This window comes from Thermotoga profunda AZM34c06 (assembly GCF_000828675.1).
GTDB lineage: Bacteria > Thermotogota > Thermotogae > Thermotogales > DSM-5069 > Pseudothermotoga_B > Pseudothermotoga_B profunda.
The window spans coordinates 135,510-154,573 of sequence record NZ_AP014510.1 but is presented as its reverse complement, the minus strand read 5'-3'; the positions used below and the strand labels follow the sequence as shown (position 1 = coordinate 154,573).

The 19,064-nt window shown below is 40.2% G+C and carries 17 protein-coding genes; 11 read left to right on the top strand and 6 right to left on the bottom strand.

All coding sequences use genetic code 11. The features are described from left to right. Positions 1-44 precede the first annotated feature (44 nt). The 5 genes from TSP02S_RS00710 to TSP02S_RS00690 are packed head-to-tail and all read left to right on the top strand — an operon-like array spanning position 45 to position 5,569. On the top strand, positions 45-1,991 hold the full coding sequence (locus TSP02S_RS00710; RefSeq protein ID WP_041081140.1) for a sodium-translocating pyrophosphatase: 1,947 nt from the start codon (positions 45-47) through the stop codon (positions 1,989-1,991). A gap of 4 nt (positions 1,992-1,995) precedes the next feature. Next, on the top strand, positions 1,996-3,006 hold the full coding sequence (locus TSP02S_RS00705; RefSeq protein ID WP_041081139.1) for a 6-phosphofructokinase: 1,011 nt from the start codon (positions 1,996-1,998) through the stop codon (positions 3,004-3,006). A gap of 9 nt (positions 3,007-3,015) precedes the next feature. Then, the gene (gene sdaAB, locus TSP02S_RS00700) at positions 3,016-3,669 is read left to right on the top strand and encodes an L-serine ammonia-lyase, iron-sulfur-dependent subunit beta (RefSeq protein WP_041081138.1); all 654 of its coding nucleotides are present in this window, start codon (positions 3,016-3,018) and stop codon (positions 3,667-3,669) included. Positions 3,670-3,689: 20 nt separating this feature from the next. Further along, a complete protein-coding gene (locus TSP02S_RS00695) occupies positions 3,690-4,553 on the top strand; it encodes an L-serine ammonia-lyase, iron-sulfur-dependent, subunit beta (RefSeq protein ID WP_041081137.1) in 864 nt (287 codons plus the stop codon). Then, entirely contained in the window at positions 4,550-5,569 is a 1,020-nt protein-coding gene (locus TSP02S_RS00690) for a DUF2804 domain-containing protein (RefSeq protein WP_041081136.1), read from the top strand. The genes TSP02S_RS00695 and TSP02S_RS00690 overlap by 4 nt, the downstream gene beginning before the upstream one ends. Before the next feature lies 1 nt (position 5,570). Here the strand turns inward: TSP02S_RS00690 and ftsY are convergent, their stop codons facing one another. Both ftsY and TSP02S_RS00680 read right to left on the bottom strand, forming a co-directional pair. Beyond that, positions 5,571-6,455, bottom strand: a complete 885-nt coding sequence (gene ftsY, locus TSP02S_RS00685) for a signal recognition particle-docking protein FtsY (RefSeq protein WP_041081135.1) — start codon at positions 6,453-6,455, stop codon at positions 5,571-5,573. Positions 6,456-6,458: 3 nt separating this feature from the next. After that, positions 6,459-8,186, bottom strand: a complete 1,728-nt coding sequence (locus TSP02S_RS00680; protein WP_041081134.1) for a proline--tRNA ligase — start codon at positions 8,184-8,186, stop codon at positions 6,459-6,461. A gap of 86 nt (positions 8,187-8,272) precedes the next feature. Between TSP02S_RS00680 and TSP02S_RS00675 the strand changes: the two genes are divergently transcribed. Further along, positions 8,273-10,297 carry an HD domain-containing phosphohydrolase gene (locus TSP02S_RS00675; protein WP_041081133.1) on the top strand — a complete coding sequence of 675 codons (2,025 nt, stop codon included), beginning with the start codon at positions 8,273-8,275 and terminating at the stop codon, positions 10,295-10,297. Positions 10,298-10,300: 3 nt separating this feature from the next. Here the strand turns inward: TSP02S_RS00675 and TSP02S_RS00670 are convergent, their stop codons facing one another. Then, entirely contained in the window at positions 10,301-11,932 is a 1,632-nt protein-coding gene (locus TSP02S_RS00670; RefSeq protein WP_041081132.1) for a FapA family protein, read from the bottom strand. A gap of 70 nt (positions 11,933-12,002) precedes the next feature. Between TSP02S_RS00670 and TSP02S_RS00665 the strand changes: the two genes are divergently transcribed. From TSP02S_RS00665 to TSP02S_RS00645, 5 genes are read left to right on the top strand one after another with little or no spacing between them, the layout of a single operon-like run. Beyond that, positions 12,003-12,884: a DMT family transporter gene (locus TSP02S_RS00665; RefSeq protein WP_041081131.1), complete on the top strand. Its 882-nt coding sequence runs from the start codon at positions 12,003-12,005 to the stop codon at positions 12,882-12,884. Then, positions 12,847-13,245, top strand: a complete 399-nt coding sequence (gene kal, locus TSP02S_RS00660; RefSeq protein WP_041081130.1) for a 3-aminobutyryl-CoA ammonia lyase — start codon at positions 12,847-12,849, stop codon at positions 13,243-13,245. The genes TSP02S_RS00665 and kal overlap by 38 nt, the downstream gene beginning before the upstream one ends. Continuing rightward, positions 13,238-14,065, top strand: a complete 828-nt coding sequence (kce, locus tag TSP02S_RS00655) for a 3-keto-5-aminohexanoate cleavage enzyme (RefSeq protein WP_041081129.1) — start codon at positions 13,238-13,240, stop codon at positions 14,063-14,065. Before kal ends, kce begins: the two co-directional genes overlap by 8 nt. After that, positions 14,062-15,576 (top strand): glutamine-hydrolyzing GMP synthase, encoded by a 1,515-nt coding sequence (gene guaA, locus TSP02S_RS00650; RefSeq protein WP_041081128.1) that lies wholly within the window; start codon positions 14,062-14,064, stop codon positions 15,574-15,576. The genes kce and guaA overlap by 4 nt, the downstream gene beginning before the upstream one ends. After that, positions 15,563-16,720, top strand: a complete 1,158-nt coding sequence (locus TSP02S_RS00645) for an MFS transporter (protein ID WP_041081127.1) — start codon at positions 15,563-15,565, stop codon at positions 16,718-16,720. Before guaA ends, TSP02S_RS00645 begins: the two co-directional genes overlap by 14 nt. Here TSP02S_RS00645 and TSP02S_RS00640 read toward each other — a convergent pair. From TSP02S_RS00640 to serS, 3 genes are read right to left on the bottom strand one after another with little or no spacing between them, the layout of a single operon-like run. Next, the gene (locus tag TSP02S_RS00640) at positions 16,711-17,097 is read right to left on the bottom strand and encodes a hypothetical protein (protein WP_041081126.1); all 387 of its coding nucleotides are present in this window, start codon (positions 17,095-17,097) and stop codon (positions 16,711-16,713) included. The two genes, TSP02S_RS00645 and TSP02S_RS00640, sit on opposite strands and share 10 nt — an antisense overlap. Positions 17,098-17,113: 16 nt before the next feature. Then, positions 17,114-17,788 (bottom strand): 16S rRNA (uracil(1498)-N(3))-methyltransferase, encoded by a 675-nt coding sequence (locus TSP02S_RS00635; protein ID WP_041081125.1) that lies wholly within the window; start codon positions 17,786-17,788, stop codon positions 17,114-17,116. Continuing rightward, positions 17,789-19,063: a serine--tRNA ligase gene (serS, locus tag TSP02S_RS00630; protein WP_041081124.1), complete on the bottom strand. Its 1,275-nt coding sequence runs from the start codon at positions 19,061-19,063 to the stop codon at positions 17,789-17,791. Position 19,064 lies beyond the last annotated feature (1 nt).

Below are 19,064 nucleotides of genomic sequence, written 5' to 3'. Positions count from 1 at the left end.
GATATCATATAACTATCAGGAAATTTTTCAAGGGGGTGCAGGCTTTGTTGGTACTATTCACTGCAACCATATTTACGATAGCATATGTGATTTTACTGACCTTCAAAATTCTCGACAATAGTCCTGGGAATGCACAGACAATAGAGCTTTCACAGATTATTCAAAAAGGTGCCAGATCATTTTTGATTGGAGAATACTTGGTTTTCTTTCCTGTAGTCTTTGTTCTTGCCATCCTTTTGTTTGCTTTTCTCGGATGGACTGTAGCTGTTTCATTTCTCATTGGTGCTGTTTTCTCAACGCTTGCTGGTTTTTTTGGGATGACCATTGCAACCAAATCCAATGCACGCACAAGCTGGGCTGCACTATCTGGTATGACGAAGGCTTTGAAAGTAGCCTTTAGTGGTGGTGCAGCGATGGGTCTCACGGTTTCTGCGCTCGGTTTGCTCGGTCTTGGATTTGTTTATGAATTAACAGGTGATATGACTTGTGTCAGTTATTATTCGCTTGGGGCATCCTTTGTAGCTCTTTTTGCAAGAGTCGGTGGTGGTATATACACAAAGGCAGCCGATGTTGGAGCCGACATCGTTGGAAAAACCGAAGCAAATCTTCCAGAAGATGATCCCAGAAACCCAGCGGTGATTGCAGATAATGTTGGTGATAATGTTGGTGATGTAGCTGGAATGGGTGCCGATCTCTATGAATCTTATGTTGGCTCGATCTTCTCAGCACTCGCACTTGCCAGCTTTATGAACAATGAAAAGGCTGTTAATGTCGTATTGTTCATTGTGATCTTTGGACTATTGAGTTCTGTCATCTCTGTGATTACAACTTCTCTCACCCTTCAGAGATTCAAAAGTCCCGCCACAGCGTTGAGATTTGGAACAATTTTATCCAGCGTTTTATTGCTCGGTTCGGTTTTGATTTACTCGATTTATTTGTCTTGGTTTGAAGTCTTTTTCGTGGTCTTGTGTGGAGTCTTTGTTGGGATTGGAGTTGGGTTTTTGACTGAACTGTATACTTCTGGAAAAAAGATTGCAAGTCTTGCAAAATCTGCATTGACAGGACCATCGAATATATTGATCAACGGTATTGCGCTTGGTATGGAATCTACCACCGTTGTCACTATATTCATAGTTGCCGCTGTTTTACTTTCTCACAAGCTACTTGGACTTTTTGGAGTGGCGTTATCCGCTGTGGGGATGTTATCCACACTTGGTATGAATCTTTCAATCGATGCTTATGGTCCTATAGCGGACAATGCGGGTGGAATCGCTCAAATGGCGAAACTTGAAGAGAATGCAAGACAAATCACAGATCAACTCGATGCTGTTGGTAACACCACCGCGGCAATGGGAAAGGGTTTTGCAATAACATCTGCGGCATTGACTTCACTTGCACTTTTCTCTAATTATGCAAATGTCACTCATCTGAGCGCTCTTGATATAAAAGATCCTTCTCTTTTCACGGGGGCTTTGATTGGTGCGATGCTCCCATTCCTGTTCTGTGCTCTAACCATGAAGGCAGTTGGGGATGCCGCGAATGAAATGGTAGAAGAGATAAGAAGACAGATCAAAGAGATCCCAGGTTTAGTATCAGGACAGACAAAACCAAATTACAATCGTTGCATTCAAATTGCGACAAGGGGAGCTCTTAGAAGAATGGTCTTTCCATCTTTGCTTGCAATTGTAAGCCCTATTTTGAGCTATCTCATACTGGGAACTGCCGGAACCGCAGGATTGCTCATTGGTTCAACGGTCTGCGGAGTTATGGTTGCAATCTTCATGGCAAATTCAGGTGGAGCATGGGATAACGCCAAAAAGTATGTTGAAGAAGGGCATTATGGTGGAAAGGGTTCGATAGCACACAAAGCAGCGGTGATAGGGGATACCGTTGGAGATCCTCTCAAAGATACATCGGGACCTTCAATCAATATTCTCATCAAGCTCATGGCGATTACATCGGTTGTAATAGTTTCTCTGATTGGGAGGTAGATTTATGAAGAGAATAGCTGTACTGTGTGTGGGAAATGATTGCCCTGGATTGAATGCAGCTATCAGGGCAGCGGTGATGAAAGGCTGTGAAGTTGGTATTGAAATTGTTGGTGTTAAAGATGGTTTTGAAGGACTCCTCACCGACAAACTCGATGTTATGACTAAGTCTTCGGTTTCTGGCATACTTCACCGTGGAGGAACAATCCTTGGCACATCTCTCTTTGTCCCTCAAGAAGATGAGGAAATCAAGAAGATCATGAAAAAATTTGAACAGTACTCTGTAACTTCTTTTCTCATACTCGGTGGCAGACTTGGTGCAAAAGCCGCCTTGAAGCTTGCCAAAGTAAACATTCCTTCTATTCTTGTCCCAGCGACTATAGACAATGATTTGCCGTTTACAGATTTTTCAATAGGCTTTTTTACTGCTATCGAACATGTCAGAGAAGCACTTGACATGCTTCATGCAACCGCAGAATCACACCACAGAGTTATGATTGTTGAGACCATGGGAAAACCAAGTGGATGGATAGCAGTGACCGGCGGGCTCGCTGGTGGAGCCGATTATGTTATAACTGATGCCGAACCCATTAATCAAGAAGATCTTCTAAATAAGATTCGCAGTCGCTATGAGAGTCAAAAGAGATTTTCAATTGTTGTTGTTGAGAGTGGCACAATCTTGCCCAAGGAGATGTACGAGATGACTGGTACCGACGAAAGAACGCCAGCAGCACAAGTCATAGGTATTTATATTGAAAAACAACTAAAAGATATTGGAATAGAGTGGAGATATACAAACCTCGGATATTTGCAAAGAGGTGGTAGCCCTGTTTGCATGGATAGAATAATTGCCACCCAAATGTCAACGCGTGCTGTAGAGATGGTCAAATCCGCAAGGGTTTATCATGCGCTCGGTATGAGAGGATTGACTGTGACGGAGGTGCCATATTCTGAAACAATGGTCAATGTGAAAGTAGTCGATGAATATCTGAGAAGTCTGGCAAAACTTTTCTACTGAGGTGGTTTTGTGAATTTTTTAGAGATTATAGGTCCTGTGATGGTAGGACCATCGAGTTCTCACACACTCGGTGCAATGAGAATCTCAAGATTCGTATACAAGATGATCGGACAGGTACCAAAGCAGGTTGATTTTCTCTTACATGGGTCTTTTGCCAAGACCTTTAAGGGACATGGAACAGATAGAGCCTTACTGGCTGGTATTATGGGATTGAGATATGACGATGAAAGGATAAAAGATTCATATCTCTTGGCAAAAAAGATTGGTTTGAATTATTTTTTTACTGTAACTGACCTTGGCAACGTTCATCCAAATACAGTGAAAATAAAGATCCAGACAGATAAAAACCAACATGAAGTAGAAGGATGTTCAATCGGTGGTGGAGCGATTAAGATCACTAAGATAGATGATGTTGAATGTAATTTGAGCTGGCATTATGATACATTGATAATCGTTAATAAAGATGAACCAGGAGCTCTTTCGAGAATTTTGAGTGGCATAAGAACAAATATTGCAAATCTTTATCTCAGAAGAATAAATCTACTTCAAGCCAAGGCTTTGACCATAATAGAACTCGACTCACCCGTTGAGAATTTTCAAGAGCTTTCAAAACTTTCTCCCGTTCTTGAGTATTATTTTGTACCAAAAGACGATTTCCTGTAGAATCTTTTCAGGTGATATTTATGAACTTCAGTGAGTTGATTGAATTAGAGCATAAATTAGGACAACCTTTGCATGAAGTGATTTTGCTGTCTCAAATGATGGAGGATGGTTCAGATCCCATTGAACTTAGAAATAAAACAAGGATATTTTTGAGAACGATGCTCGAGATATCTGAAAAGAATTTTGCCAAAAGCCAGAAGACTCTCACAGGTCTTTGTGGTGACAATGCTTTTCTGTTTGGTCAGTACCGACCTCAAATGATGGGAGAGTTCAATTACATAGCAACAGTTGCTGCACTTTCTATCTCTGAAGCTAATGCCTCGATGGGCAAGATAGTTGCCTGTCCAACGGCTGGTTCCTGTGGAATTGTACCGGCTATGGCTTATGCTCTCAGAAAAGTGAAGAATATACCTGAAGAATCACTCGTTGATGGTTTAATAGTTGCTGGTGCGATAGGAACTTGTATAGCTCAGAAGGTTTCAATTTCCGGAGCCGTTGCCGGTTGTCAAGCAGAAATCGGTACTGCTACTGCGATGGCAAGTTCAATGGCAGTGTATAGCTTATCCAAAAATAGTACGAAAGTGTCCCATGCTGCTGCTCTTTCTCTGAAATCTCTGATGGGGCTTGTTTGCGATCCAGTGGGTGGTTTTGTCGAGGTACCATGTGTGAAAAGAAATGCAGTGGCGGTGAACATCGCTATTGCTACAGCAGAGATGGCGCTTTCAGGTATAGAAAGTGTTATACCCTTTGATGAAGTTGTTCAAGCAATGTCAAGAGTTGGTGGACTGTTGGCAGAAGAACTCCGTGAGACAGGCATGGGTGGAATAGCTTCGACCAAGACAGCTATCTCCCTTATGGAAAAAATAAGAGGTGAATTGTTGTGAAAAAAGAGAGTGTCGAGATAACTGAGCCTGTAAATTTATGTCTGAAGGGTGGTAGATTGAACCCATCGGCACTTGGTTGGTCAAGAAAGCCATTGATTCAGTGTAATTTGACAGATCATTTTCTTAGAAAAAAGAAATGGAATTACTGGGCTGTTTTTAATCAAGAGTGTCTTTTCTCAGCAACGATTTCTAACTTGGATTACATTGGCGTTGTCTTTTGTTATTTTCTTGATCTCCGTACCAAGGAGTTTTTCGAAGAAACCGTTGTGACACCATTTGGTATTGGATGTGATGTGCCGAATGGGATCGATGAAGATGTGGTTTTCAATTCAAAGAAAATGAATGTGAGTTTCAAGAGACATTCTGGGACAACGGTCATTGAAGCGCAGTTTATAACTTCTGAAAAGAAAAATATAAAAGCCAACATTGAAGTTTTTCACGCCAATACCGAATCTTTGAATGTGGTCGTCCCGTGGAGTTGGCGAAGGTTCCAGTATACAAGTAAGCAATTTTGCTTGCAAGCGCAAGGACAGATCTCTGTTGATGACAGGGTTTATAACCTTGATTCGAGTAAAACATTTGCTACACTGGATTTTGGAAGAGGTGTCTGGAAATATTCTACTTTTTGGAATTGGGCGAGCTTTGCTGCCAATTTAGACGATGAAATAGTTCTGGGTGCAAATCTGGGAGCTGGCTGGACCGACCAGACTGGGACAAACGAAAATGGAGTCCTGATAAATGGAAAACTCAACAAAATTGCAAGCGATGTTGTTTTTCAATACGATAAAAATGATTTGATGAAGCCGTGGCATATATATTCAAAAGATTCAGATGATATCGACTTGGAATTCCATCCAATTTATCACCGCACAGCCAAGACAAATCTCTTGTTGCTTTATTCAAAGGTTCACCAAATGATAGGAACTTTTAAAGGTTTCGTGAGAGATGAAAATAGAAAAACATACATAGTCAGAGATGCTATTGGTTGGGCTGAAGAACACCATGCCCGCTGGTAGATCAATCTAAGAGAGCATCTACGAATTCTTTTGCGTTGAAGGGTCTGAGATCTTCAACGTCTTCTCCAATTCCTATGAATTTTATTGGAAGACCGAGTTCTTTTTTGATAGCCAGAGCTATACCACCTTTCGCTGTGCCATCAAGTTTGGTTATCACGACACCAGTTACATTGACCATTTCTTTGAAAATCCTGGCTTGTACAAGTCCATTTTGCCCTGTGGTTGCATCTATCACCAAGAGAACCTCATGTGGTGCTCCTTCGACGACTTTATTGATAACTCTGTGGACCTTTCTCAATTCTTCCATGAGATTTTTCTTTGTATGTAACCTTCCAGCAGTGTCGATTATTACTATGTCTTTTTGTCTTGCTTTTGCATGATTGACTGTGTCAAATGCAACTGCTGCTGAATCTGCACCTTCGTTGTGGCTTATCACAGTACATCCAATTCTGCGTCCCCACTCTTCCAGTTGTTCAATCGCGGCAGCCCTGAAGGTATCTGCCGCCCCAAGAACAACTGTTTTTCCAAGTGATTGAAAATACGCACCTAACTTTGCCGCGGTTGTGGTTTTCCCAGTACCGTTGACTCCAACGATTGTTATTACAAATGGCGAATGTGATTTCAAGTCGATTTCGTTGCCATTTGAAAGAAGTTCTATGAGAATTTCCTTGAGTGCATTGTATGCGTCATCTGTTTGAATTTGTTTTAGTTTTTCAAGTATATAATGCGTTGTTTCATATCCCACATCTGCTGCTATCAATCTCTCTTCGAGTTCTTCAAGTATCTCATTACTTATTCTTTTACCTTTTAACAGTTGTGAGAGACCTTCAAAAAATGTCTTTCTTGCCTTTGAAAGTCCTGCTTTTAGTTTTTCGAAAAATCCCATTTTCTACACCTTCTTGTGTGGATTGTAGTTATTGAGCATTTCGATGGTTTTTGAAACAACATCGTTGCCTTCGACTCTTATTTTTTGTGGTTTTATTTGATTTCTCAGTTTCAATTCTACAAACCCTTCTGTAAGGGTTTTTCCAACTGTTATTCTCAGTGGAAAACCGATTAAATCGGCATCTTTAAATTTCATTCCAGGTGAAAGTTCTCTGTCGTCCAAAAGAACTTCCACGCCTTTTTCCGTTAGGTCTTTGTAAATACGCTCGGCAAGAATTTTTTGGTTTTGATCTTGTATTGAGACAACTGTTATGATGACTTCAAATGGTGAAATCGATCTTGGCCAGATGATCCCATCTTCATCGTGCAATTGTTCAACGACAGCAGCCATTGTTCTTGAGACACCCCAGCCATAACATCCCATTATGAAAGGCTTCAGATCACCATTTTGATCCATGTACATTGCACTCATCGACTTCGAATACTTTGTGCCGAGTTTGAAAACATGGCCAAGTTCTATCCCCTTAGAACCGATCAAAGGTGCTCCACAATTTGGACAAGGATCACCTGCCTGCACTACACGAAGATCTGTGTAAGAATCTGCAGAAAAATCTCTGCTGAGGTTGGCATTGACGTAGTGATAATCTTGCTTCATTCCTCCAACGACAACGTTCTTCATGTATTTGATTCCATGATCGGCTATCACCCGGACATCTTTGATACCGACAGGTCCTATAAAACCTATTGGAACATTGAAAGTTTCAAAAACTTCATTTGGCTCAGCAAGTCTAAGTGATTGATCGTTCACATGTACCTTTAACTTTTCCACATTCAGCTCTCTATCACCCTGGATCAGTGCCATCACAAAGCCATTCCTTCCAACAAAGAGAAGAGATTTTACTATTTGACTTGGTTTGACATTTAAGAAATTGGCAACTTGCTCAACGGTTTTCACGTTCGGTGTATGAACTAAGTTTAAAGGTTTTTCGATATCGTCGTTCTTTGTGTATTCACCTTTATAGGGTGCTTGTTCATCATTTGATGAATATCCACATCTTTCGCACTTTAAGAGATTTGTCTCTCCCACCGGAGCAAAACTCACAAATTCATGAGATTCGCTACCACCTATAGCACCAGAAGCAGCTTCGGTGATGGCATATTCCAAACCAATCCTTTCAGTGATCTTGCTGTAAGCTCTTCTACATGCTTCGTAAGCTTCGTTCAAAGATTCCTGACTATCATGAAAACTGTAACCATCTTTCATGATGAATTCCCTTGCTCTGAGAAGACCGAACCTCGGTCTTATTTCATCTCTGTATTTTGAACCTATTTGGTATAGAAAAACAGGCAGCTGTTTGTAGGAACGAAGTTCATCCTTGACAACTTGTGTGAATACCTCTTCGTGTGTTGGTCCTAATGTGAATTCTCTATCATGCCTATCTCTCAATTTCATCATTTCTGGACCATAATCTTCCCATCGTCCTGTGATCTTCCACAACTCCGCCGGTTGGATTATGGGCATAGAAACTTCTTGGGCACCTATGGCGTTCATTTCTTCTCTCACTATCTTTTCGATTTTTGAAAGTGTTCTTTTTGCTAATGGTAGATACGAATAAACACCTGCAGCAACTTTTCTTATGAAACCTGCCCTGTACAAAAGGGCATGGCTTATGACCTCGGCATCCGAAGGAGCCTCCTTCAAAGTAGGTGCATATAGTTGAGAAAATCTCACACCTGACACCTCCATTCTTTCACAGATTATATCAGTTGTTTGTGATAAAATCATCATTAGATTATTTGACTTGGGGGTACTTTCATGTGAAAAAAATATCTGTTGTTTTTCTTCTGACTTTCGTGACATTTATTTTCGGTTTAAAGGTCAAATTCGTGAGTGGAGAAGAATATCCACCGTTTATCTGGATAGATGAAACGGGAAAACCTGCAGGAATAACAGTTCAGATACTCCAATTACTTGAGAAAAAACTTGGCATCTCTTTTGATATAGAACTTCTACCATTCTCACAGGCTTTGGAAAAGCTACAAACAGGGCAAGCGGATATGATCAATTTCATTTTCAAAACTCCCGAAAGAGAGAAGGTCTTTCTTTTTTCAGAACCGGTGATGAATGTTGAGAGTAGAGTGTATTTCAGAAAGTCTTTGAACATAAAGTCTTTCTCGGATCTAACACCTTATCTGGTGGGAGTAGTGGAATCTGATGCGAATGAAAAACTACTCAGACAAAGAAATTCTTCTATAACTTTTAAGTATTACGCAAACAGTGAAGAACTCATTCTGGCTGCCAAGTCTGGTAATATCGATGTTTTTGTTATGGAAGATCTTCCCGCACAGTACTATTTGATCAAAGAAGAAATCTTTCACGAATTTTCAACGCTCAATCCCATTTCGATTCAGCAAATCTATTTTGCTTTTCCCATAGATAGACATGATATTGCTCAACTTATAAACAAAGGCTTGTCTGAAATAAGCAGACAGGAGATGCAGAAAATAATAGGTCCCTTTGCCAAACCAACTCATCTTATACCAGTGTGGTTTTGGTATCTTTTGATAATCGGTACCGCAGTTTTTGTCATCATTTTTATGACAGTTTTGCTTTTGAATCGTTATCTTGCAAGGATAGTGGCTAAAAGAACAGAAGAATTGAACAGGAAAAATCAAGAATTAGTCGCGGCAAATGAGGAGCTCGATGCTTTGAACCAAGAATTGAGGGCTTCATTCCAAGAAATGGAAGCAATGAATGAAGAGCTCACCAATACGAATAAAGAACTTGAAGAAAAAACCAAACAGGCATTGGCTTTTCAAGATGCGTTTTTAAAACTCTTGGATATTGCCTCAAAGATGACCTATGAGAGTATTCAAGAGAAAGATTTTTTGTTTGAATTACTCAAAGTCTTTAAAGAATATGCAAATGAAATAGATTTGATCGGAGTAGCTCTCAGATCGAGTGAAAAAGGTAAGACGCTTTTTGTTATATGTCGCGACAAGGATGAGTTGATATCTCAGAGAGTCGATGAAACCATGGATTTTCAAGATCAACATTTGGCTGAGACGATAAAGAAGTCCGTGTCACAGATTTGCAAAGAGCCAATTCAAGAAAATGATTGTCAATTGCAATTGATACAGTCACCAAATACAATTCATGGCGTTCTTTTTTACAATACAGGTAGTTTATCTGTTTCTAAGGATAATCTCCAAAGACTTGCCAATTTCATAGCGACTTTTCTTTCTTTGAGGAGTTACATAAGAGAGCAGGGAATTTTCCACAGAAGATTGCTCGTGGTTATGACAAAAGCGCTTGAGTATTATGATTACTATACAAAAGGCCATTCGGAGAATGTGGCAAATTATGCCGCAAAATTCGCAGAATGGCTGAAATTGGATAGAGAGATTATTCGTAGACTCTACTGGGCAGGTCTTGTGCACGATGTGGGAAAGATCTTTGTAAATCAACAAATTCTGAACAAAAATGGTTATCTTTCAACCGAGGAATATGAATATGTGAAGATTCACCCTGTAAAGAGTTATGAATTATTAACAGAAGCAGGTTTGGAGAATATCGCGCATATAGTGAGACATCACCATGAGCGATTCGATGGTAAAGGATATCCAGATGGCCTTGTTGCAGAACAAATACCCTTTGAATCAAGAATACTGTGTTTGGCAGATAGTTTTGATGCGATGACTACAGCAAGACCATATAAAAGAGCAATGAGCATTCAGGAAGCAGTAGAAGAAATCAAACGCTGCAGCGGCTCTCAGTTTGACCCTAAGCTTTCAGAAGAATTCATCAGTATGATCTTGAGTCAAAATATATCTCATTCTTGATTTTCATTTGTACGTGATCTTCCCCGAATTCCTGTCCAAGAAAAATTCACAAGATCTTATTTCATCAGTGTTGAGTTTACTGATCAAGCCTATTCCCACTTTAACATTTGGATGACAGAGCTTCCTTATTTTCACTCTTGCTCCAAATTTCAATTTATCAACCTGGATGTTCAATTTGAGTATATTTAAACTATTTCGAATCTTTTGAAGTTGTTTCTCAAAAGTGAATTTTGCCGTTTGAATCTTCTCAAGAAGTTGCTTTAAGGATCCTCTTTTCTGAATATCTTTCACTTGCATCAGTTGAGCCCTGATAGAATTTTCAGTGTTGGAAAGAAGGTTTATACGTCTCATTGTTTCGATAAGGCTTTTTTGAAGTTCGGTGTACTTTGATTCATACTCATAGTCTATTCCAGCAAAAACAACTGTGCGAAGATTCGCTGGACTTCCTATCTCGCCTGCCTCGATATTTCCAGCAGCTTTGATAACACCTCCGCTTATGACTCCTTTGCCAAAGACTTTCACATCACCATTGCATATAACAGTTGAATTCATGATATATTCTTCAACAAGAATATTTCCTCCACAAAAAATCTGTGCTTCACTCACAAACTTTGCTGCAAAATCTTTTGTTACCTTCACAACCCCTTTACCCCTACCGAAAACACCACCTTGAACCCTGAGTGATCCTCCACAATTCACCTGCACCTCTCCAAGCACACCCAGTATGAGCACATCTCCACCAGCATTTATCTTGAAAGGTCCCTCCGCATTCCCACGAATCACAACACTTGCGTTGAAGTCGATATTTCCCGTTTCATAGCCAAGATCGCCATCTACCACGAGTACATTTCTCACGTGTATCTTTGAATTTTTCAAATAAGGTTGACCATCGCAAGTCGCCACGATTTTTGTGTTGTCCTCGGATATCTCTACGTTTTCTCCAACAAAGGTTGCTAAATTTATATCTTTAGGTTTTTCAGTTTTTACTATCTCTCCAGTGACCGTAAAGCCATCTTGACCATACTCTACGGGTTTTTTTATTGCAAGCACATCACCTTTTTTACAGGTGAAGATCTTGTAAAAAGATGCTGGATCAAATGTCTCTTGCTGGTGTTTTTCGCAAACAAATCCCGATGGAGGAAAGAAAAATTCGACAGAAGCATCCCTTGAAGGGATGGGATTCTTTCCGCGTGCAACTATTACCTCTGCGAAGATCTTTTTTTCTTCAATGATTGATTCAATTGCTTTTTCATCTATACCGTATACAACTTTTGAATCAGACAGCGCTTGTTTGATTTCTTCGACAGTTGGTAATATTCTTTCAAATCCTGGTATTATCAACACAGTTGCTTGCATTTTATCTTCGGAAAGATTGACTTTTACTATTGGTTGTGCATATTGTTGTTCGACATTACTCAGATCTGGCAGAGAGATAGACTTAATTTGAAGCATAGAGAGTTTTTCAAAAGCTATTTTTGGATCGATTATTTCTACAGGTTTGATAGTAGCCTCGATCTGTTCTGCTGTTTCCATCATTTCAACAGTTATTTTCTCATACCAATTTGGTCCATAGTCTTTTTCCAGAATAGAGAGAAGTTCTTCGATTGAAGAGGCTTTTATGGTCTTTCGCTCCACCTCATATCCCCCATCATATTGTAACTCAAAGTGATTTATGCGAGAATCTTAAATATAGGAGGGTGTAAGATTGCTCTACAGATTGTTGATTTGGTCGGTGGTATTCTTCTGGGGTATATCCTTTGTGGCTACAAGGATTGTGGTGCTTTCCATTCCCCCAATCACGGCGGCATTTGTTAGATTTTTAATTGCATCTGTTGCGTTGATTTTGGTTACAAAAAAGATGCCAAAACTTCTGAATTGGCACAGTTTTTTTGCGGGTTTTTGGGGTGTTACAATGTATTTTATCTTTGAGAACAGTGGGCTTGTTTACACATATCCCACAAATGCGTCTCTCATTGTATCGAGTGCACCAATTTTATACACACTTTTTTCTCATTTGATTCAAAAGAAAAAAACATCCGTCATTGAATACCTTGCATCACTGGTTGCCTTCTTTGGAGTCGCAGTTGTCATAATGAATGGGAGATTTGTTTTGAAAGTGAGTTTGATGGGTGATTTGATGCTCCTTGGGGCTGCTTTTGCTTGGGTTTTTTATACATATCATGTCGAGAAAATGACAGATTCTGATTCACTCACGGGCGTAACAAATATAACTCTGTGGGGTGTTTTGACACTTTTTCCTTTTGTAATTTTTGAAAAAAAACCACCGATTACTTTGACCGTGCCGGTGATTATATCTTTACTATATCTTGGCATTGTCTGCTCTGGAGTCGCATATGTATTTTGGAACATTGGTATAAGGCGTGTTGGTGCCCGCTACACAACAAATACGATTTATTTTATACCTGTGATCACAAGTATTGCCGAAGCGATTTTACTCAAAAATCTGCCCAATTTCTACACTATTCTTGGAGGTGGATTGGTTATACTTGGATTGTGGCTTTTCAATAGACAAGAAAGGAGGAGGAACAATGAAAGCCTTTCTTCGGGTAAGGATGAGTCAACATGATGCACATTACGCTGGAGGACTTGTAGATGGTGCGAGAATTCTTCAATTAATAGGAGATGTGGCTACTGAACTTTTGATAAGGCATGATGGAGATGAAGGTCTTTTTAGAGCATACGATTCTATAGAATTTCTCAAGCCAGTTTTTGCAGGAGATTTTCTTGAAATTTATGGTGAAATAGTTGAGGTTGGTAATACATCAAGAAAGATGAAATTCGAAGTCTACAAAGTGATCACGAATGCCAATATACCAAATCACGAATCTGCATGCGATGTTCTTGATCCACCAATTTTGGTCTTGAGGGCGAGTGGGACCTGCGTGGTTCCAAAGGAAAGGCAAAGGAAGGTGAAAGCTAATGGATAAATTGATCATAACTGTTGCCGTTTGTGGTGCTGAGGTGACAAGACAAGACACTCCTTATATTCCATTGACACCTGAAGAAATCACTCATCAAACCTATGAGGCATACCAAGTGGGTGCTTCGATAGTTCATTTGCATGTCAGAGATGATGAAGGTAAACCAACCCAAAATGCCGAGATATTCAAAAAGGTTGTGAGTATGATCAGAGAAAGATGTCCTGGCATGATCATTCAGGTATCCACAGGCGGAGCTGTCTGGATGAGTGCACAAGAGAGACTTCAATCCTTAGAAGCAAACCCAGATATGGCTACTTTGACAACGGGTACTGTGAATTTTGGGAACGATGTCTTCATGAACAGTATGCCGATGATCGAGAAGTTTGCTGTGACTATGAAAGAAAAGGGAATCATGCCAGAGTTTGAATGTTTTGATATGGGACATATTGCAAATGCGATGCGGCTTGTCAAGAAAGGGCTTGTTGAAGGACATTTACATTTTGATTTTGTGATGGGTGTCCCTGGTGGAATTGCTGCGAATGCTCGAAACCTCGTCGCGATGGTCGATAGTTTACCAGATGGTGCTACTTGGTCTGTAGCTGGTATTGGTAGGCATGAATTCAATATGGCTGCGATGGCGATAGCGATGGGTGGGAATGTTAGAGTTGGTCTTGAAGATAATATATACATATCCAAAGGTATTCTTGCAAAATCAAATGCCGAACTGGTAGAAAAAGTGGTGAGGATCGCAAAAGAACTCGGCCGGCCGATTGCTACTTGTGACGAGGCAAGGCAGATACTCAGATTGAGAGGTAATGAAAAATGAAGATAATAGTGGTTGATTATGGTTCTCAGTACACGCAACTCATAGCACGAGTTATAAGAGAACTTGGTTATTACAGCCAGGTTGTCCAGTTCGATGAAGATATAGAGATATCGGATATCGGAGCACTGGTATTGTCTGGAGGTCCCGCGAGTGTTTATGAAAAAGACGCGCCAAGATTACCAAAGTGGTTTGATCGGTACAGAGGAAAAGTACTTGGAATATGTTATGGCATGCAATTGATTTCACACGAACTTGGAGGAACTGTCGAACCTGGTAGAGTGGCAGAGTATGGTAGAACTCAGATTCAGATAGTCGATAAAGATCTCATTTTCTCTGAAATAGAAGATCAACAAACAGTCTGGATGAGTCATGGAGATCATGTTAAAAAGTTGCCTGATAATTTCAGAGTCACAGCAAAGTCAAAAGATGGGATCATAGCGGCCGCAACCGATGATAAACGTTTCTGGCTTTTGCAATTTCATCCAGAGGTAAGGCACACAGTCAGAGGTAGAGATATAATTGAAAATTTTCTTTCCAAGGTTTGCGGACTTTCTCCAAATTGGAATCTGGAAGATTTCGTTAAACAAAAGATTGATGAGCTCAAAGAACAACTTGCTGGAAAAAAAGTCATTGCTGCTTTGTCTGGAGGAGTGGATTCTTCAGTTGCTTGCGTACTTGTTCATAAAGCGATCGGTGAAAATCTTCTGAACGTTTTTGTAGATCACGGGTTGTTGAGAAAAAATGAAGAAAACGAAGTACCAAGAGTTTTCAGAGAAATGCTTGGTTTGAATCTTATCAAAATAGATGCAAGGGATTTGTTTCTTGAAAAACTCAGAGGAATAACCGACCCAGAGACCAAAAGAAAGATCATCGGTGAACAATTCATAAGGGTCTTTGAGAAGCAGGCGCAAAATTATGGAGCGACACATTTAGTCCAAGGTACTATCTATTCAGACGTGATTGAAAGTGCGCATTCAGGTAAAAAAACAGCGGCGATAAAGAGTCATCACAACGTTGGAGGATTGCCAAAAAAGATGAATCTTCAAATCGTTGAGCCACTCAGGAATCTTTTCAAAGACGAAGTGAGAATCGTAGGTGAAATCTTGGGAATACCACGTTCGATCATTCACCGTCAACCCTTCCCCGGACCTGGACTTGGTGTGAGAATAGTTGGAGAGATAACACAAGAAAAACTCGAAATTCTCAAAGAAGCCGACAGTATCTTAATAGAGACCTTGAAAGAAACAGGGTGGTACGAAAAAACTTGGCAGGCGTTTGCGGTCCTTTTACCCGTTAAATCTGTCGGAGTGAGAGGCGATCAGCGGGCTTACGACTATGTTTTAGCATTGAGATCTGTTGACAGCGTAGAAGGAATGACGGCAGATTGGTCAAGGCTTCCACACGAGATTCTCGATCTTGTTTCAAGAAGAATTCTTAACTCTGTAAAAGGTATCGGGAGGGTGGTCTACGACATCAGTTCAAAACCCCCAGCGACGATTGAATGGGAATAATCTGAGTCTTGTTCTTGCTTCTTTTTTCAGAAATATGACCGTGCTCAACTATGATATGTTGCTCCAGTTTAGAATGAGAGAGCTCTCATCTTCCCTTTTCTCAATAGGTCTACTTTCAACAATCACAAGCGCCATTGGCAGTTTGTCCTCACCATTCTGGGGAGCACTTAGCGATGAATTGAAAAGTAGGAAAAGAACGCTTTTACTGCCATTGATGGTTGCTTTTTTGATCTTACCATTTTATTCTTTTTCTATAAAACCTTTTCATTTTTTTCTGGTTGGCATTCTCTTCACCTTTTTCTCTTCTGTTTTCGAACCCATTTGCACAGCTATCATGATAGAATCATCCCGTTTCAGAATGAATATAGCGGTTTCTATACTAAATGCCGCGAATTCATTTGGAATGGGTTTGGGTAGAATAATCATTTCTCCTCTGTTGAATGCTGTTAGTGTTGTTTGGACGATGAATATCATGTATTTTCTATCTCTATTCGTAGTTTTTTTCTCTTTTTTTGCACCTGATGTTGAACACAAACGTTATGAGATCATCAGAACAAATCTTCAGAGGATTTTTTCAGCTATAACTTCAAAGAGAATCCTTAAGAAGAACAATCTTTGGGCAATGTATCTTGGTTCTTTTCTAAGGCAACTCGGCGTTGGTGGTACTTTTGCTCTGATAGGAGTGTACTTAACTGAAACAGTAGGATTGAGCAAAGCTCAAAGTGTTTTGTTTGCCTCAGCAAATCCATTCTTGCAGGTACCATCTCACATATTTTTCGGTTGGCTTGCTGAAAAGGTTTCTTCCAAAAATATAGCTGTTATCGGAATGTTTCTCTCTGGGCTTGGTACCATGTTGTTTGCAGTTTCTGGAAATTACATAATGGTCTTACTGGCTTATGCCATTTCTGGTTTAGGTTTTGGTGCCTTTATAAACGGTGCAACCAATTTTGTTTCTCAAAATGTTCCAGAAAACAGACGGGCGGAGTTTCTTGGATTGCTCACCTCCGCCCGCTCTTTTGGAAGTCTATTTGGTCCATTGATTGCCGGTTTACTCTCCGAAATATCCTTTGTCTTGATGTTTGCTGTTATGGCAACGATAATGTTTTTTGGGTCTTTACTCACTATGGTTTTCTGTCAACGCTGATCAGGTCTTTCTTGCATGCGAAATAGATTTGTCCTCTCATTATCTGCAATCAAAGTTTTCCTACGATGTGCGGCATTCAGAGCCATTCTTTTTAAAATGGCGGTTATATCACTCTTTTTAAGCACTTCTTCTCCTAAGATCTTTTCAAGGTTGGGTGACAAGCGATAGCCATTTTCGCTTTCTGGTTCAAAATAAATCTGATCAATGTGGTTTCGAGTGATCTGGGGATTGACTTTGCTCAGCAATCCAATGGCGAATTCCAGGAAAACATCGCCTGTTTCTTCGGGCCTCTTTGTGTTAGACAGTCTCTCTCTGTAAGCGCTTTCAATCTCCTTTTCAAACTTCACAAAGGATAGGACTTTCTCGCCTTTTTTCATTGAACCGGCCCTCCTTTCATATCTTCCCATTCAAAAAGCTTGCCATCCCAACAGCCAAGATTGCTGCCGTCTCAAATCTCAGTATTTTTTTGCCCAAGCTCAAAAATTCTGCGCTTTGTTTGAGTAAATCAAGTTCACCTTTTTCAAAATCTCCCTCTGGTCCGACTACTATCCTCACTTTTCCTCTGAAATCTTCAATCGTTGCAAGCCTGCCAGATTGGTGAAGTACGATCGTTCTAACTTGGTCTTTGAGAAAGCTGAAATCTTCTTCAATCTCGAGATCTGGAAAAAGACATCTGAAACATTGTTTTGCTGAGTCTCTAATAATCAATTTTATTTTTTCTTCCTTGTACGAGTAGGATTTGCTTCGATGGGATTTGTAAACTACTATTTTACCTACACCAAGCTCAACTGCTTTTTCAACCAAGAGACGAAGTCTATCCCAGTTTTGAGATGCAACACAAACAATTACATCGTTATTTTTTTCCTCTACTTTCTTAGACTCTTTGATCGATGCCGTAGATCTATCTTTGCCAATTTGAACTAATTCACATTCATACAGATAACCATTGCCATCCGTTATGAGCAATGATCGTCCAATTTTGAATCTCACCACTTTCAGATGTTGTGTCTCATGTTCATCCAGATCGATGAACCGTCCCTTAGGTTTTCCAAAGAACAAATGAGGCAACTATCCGAGCACCTCGCAACCAAGATATGGTTGGAGCGCTTTGGGGACATCTATTCTTCCATCTGGTCTTTGATAATTCTCTACAATCGCTACAAGAGTTCTGCCTATCGCAACACCAGAGCCATTGAGTGTATGCACGAAGGCAAGTTTACCATCCCTTCTCCTGTATCTCATATTTCCTCTTCTTGCTTGAAAATCAGTATCATTACTGCAGGAAGATATCTCTTTATAGGCATTGTAGGAAGGAAGCCATACTTCAAGATCGTAAGTCTTTGCAGCTCCAAAGCCGAGATCTCCTGTACACAGTTGGATCACTCTGTATGGTAACTCGAGCCTTTTGAGAACTTCTTCGGCATGAGAAACGAGTTTCTCAAGATCATCAAAGGAACGTTCTGGAGTGGTTATCCAAACCAATTCGACTTTATCAAATTGATGTTGTCGAATCATTCCACGGACGTCTTTACCATAACTTCCAGCTTCTCTTCTATAGCATGGTGTATAAGCTGTGTACAACAAAGGTAGATCTTTTTCTTCGAGAATTTCGTCGGATCTCAGTGCAACCAATGGCACCTCGGCGGTCGGTATCAAGAAAAGATCATCTGCTTCGATTCTGTATGCCTCTTCTTCGAACTTTGGAAGTTGCCCGGTGGTTGTCATAGTGCTTCTCTTAACAAGATGTGGTACCCAGACTTCTGTATAACCGTGTTCTTTTGTGTGTAGATCGAGCATGAAGTTTATCAACGCCCTCTCGAGTTTTGCAAATGCATTGTACATCACTGTGAATCTTGAGCCACTCAACTTTGCAGCCCGATCGAAATCCATGAAACCCAAAGCCGGTCCAAGATCCCAGTGAGCTTGAGCCGGGAAGTCAAATTTTCTTGGTTCTCCCCATTTGCGTATCTGAGGATTGAAGGTTTCATCTTTTCCAACGGGAACAGATGAATCAGGAATGTTAGGAACAAAAAGGATCAATCTGTTTATCTGCTGCTCTATCTCTTTAAGCTGAGATTCGATCGAATCGATTTGCTCGCCAATTTTTTTGCCTTCGTTCATCAACAATTCCACTTCATCTGTCTGACCAGATGCTTTTTTCTGCGCCACCTGCTTTGAGATCGTATTTCTCTGCGAACGTAATTGATTAACCTGGTTTGTCAGATTACGAAACTTTGCATCTAATGAAAGAATATCATCGATGATCTTAGTATCATAATTTCTGTTTAAGAGTGCCTGTTTAACAAAATCTGGTTTCTCACGAATCAATTTGATGTCTATCACT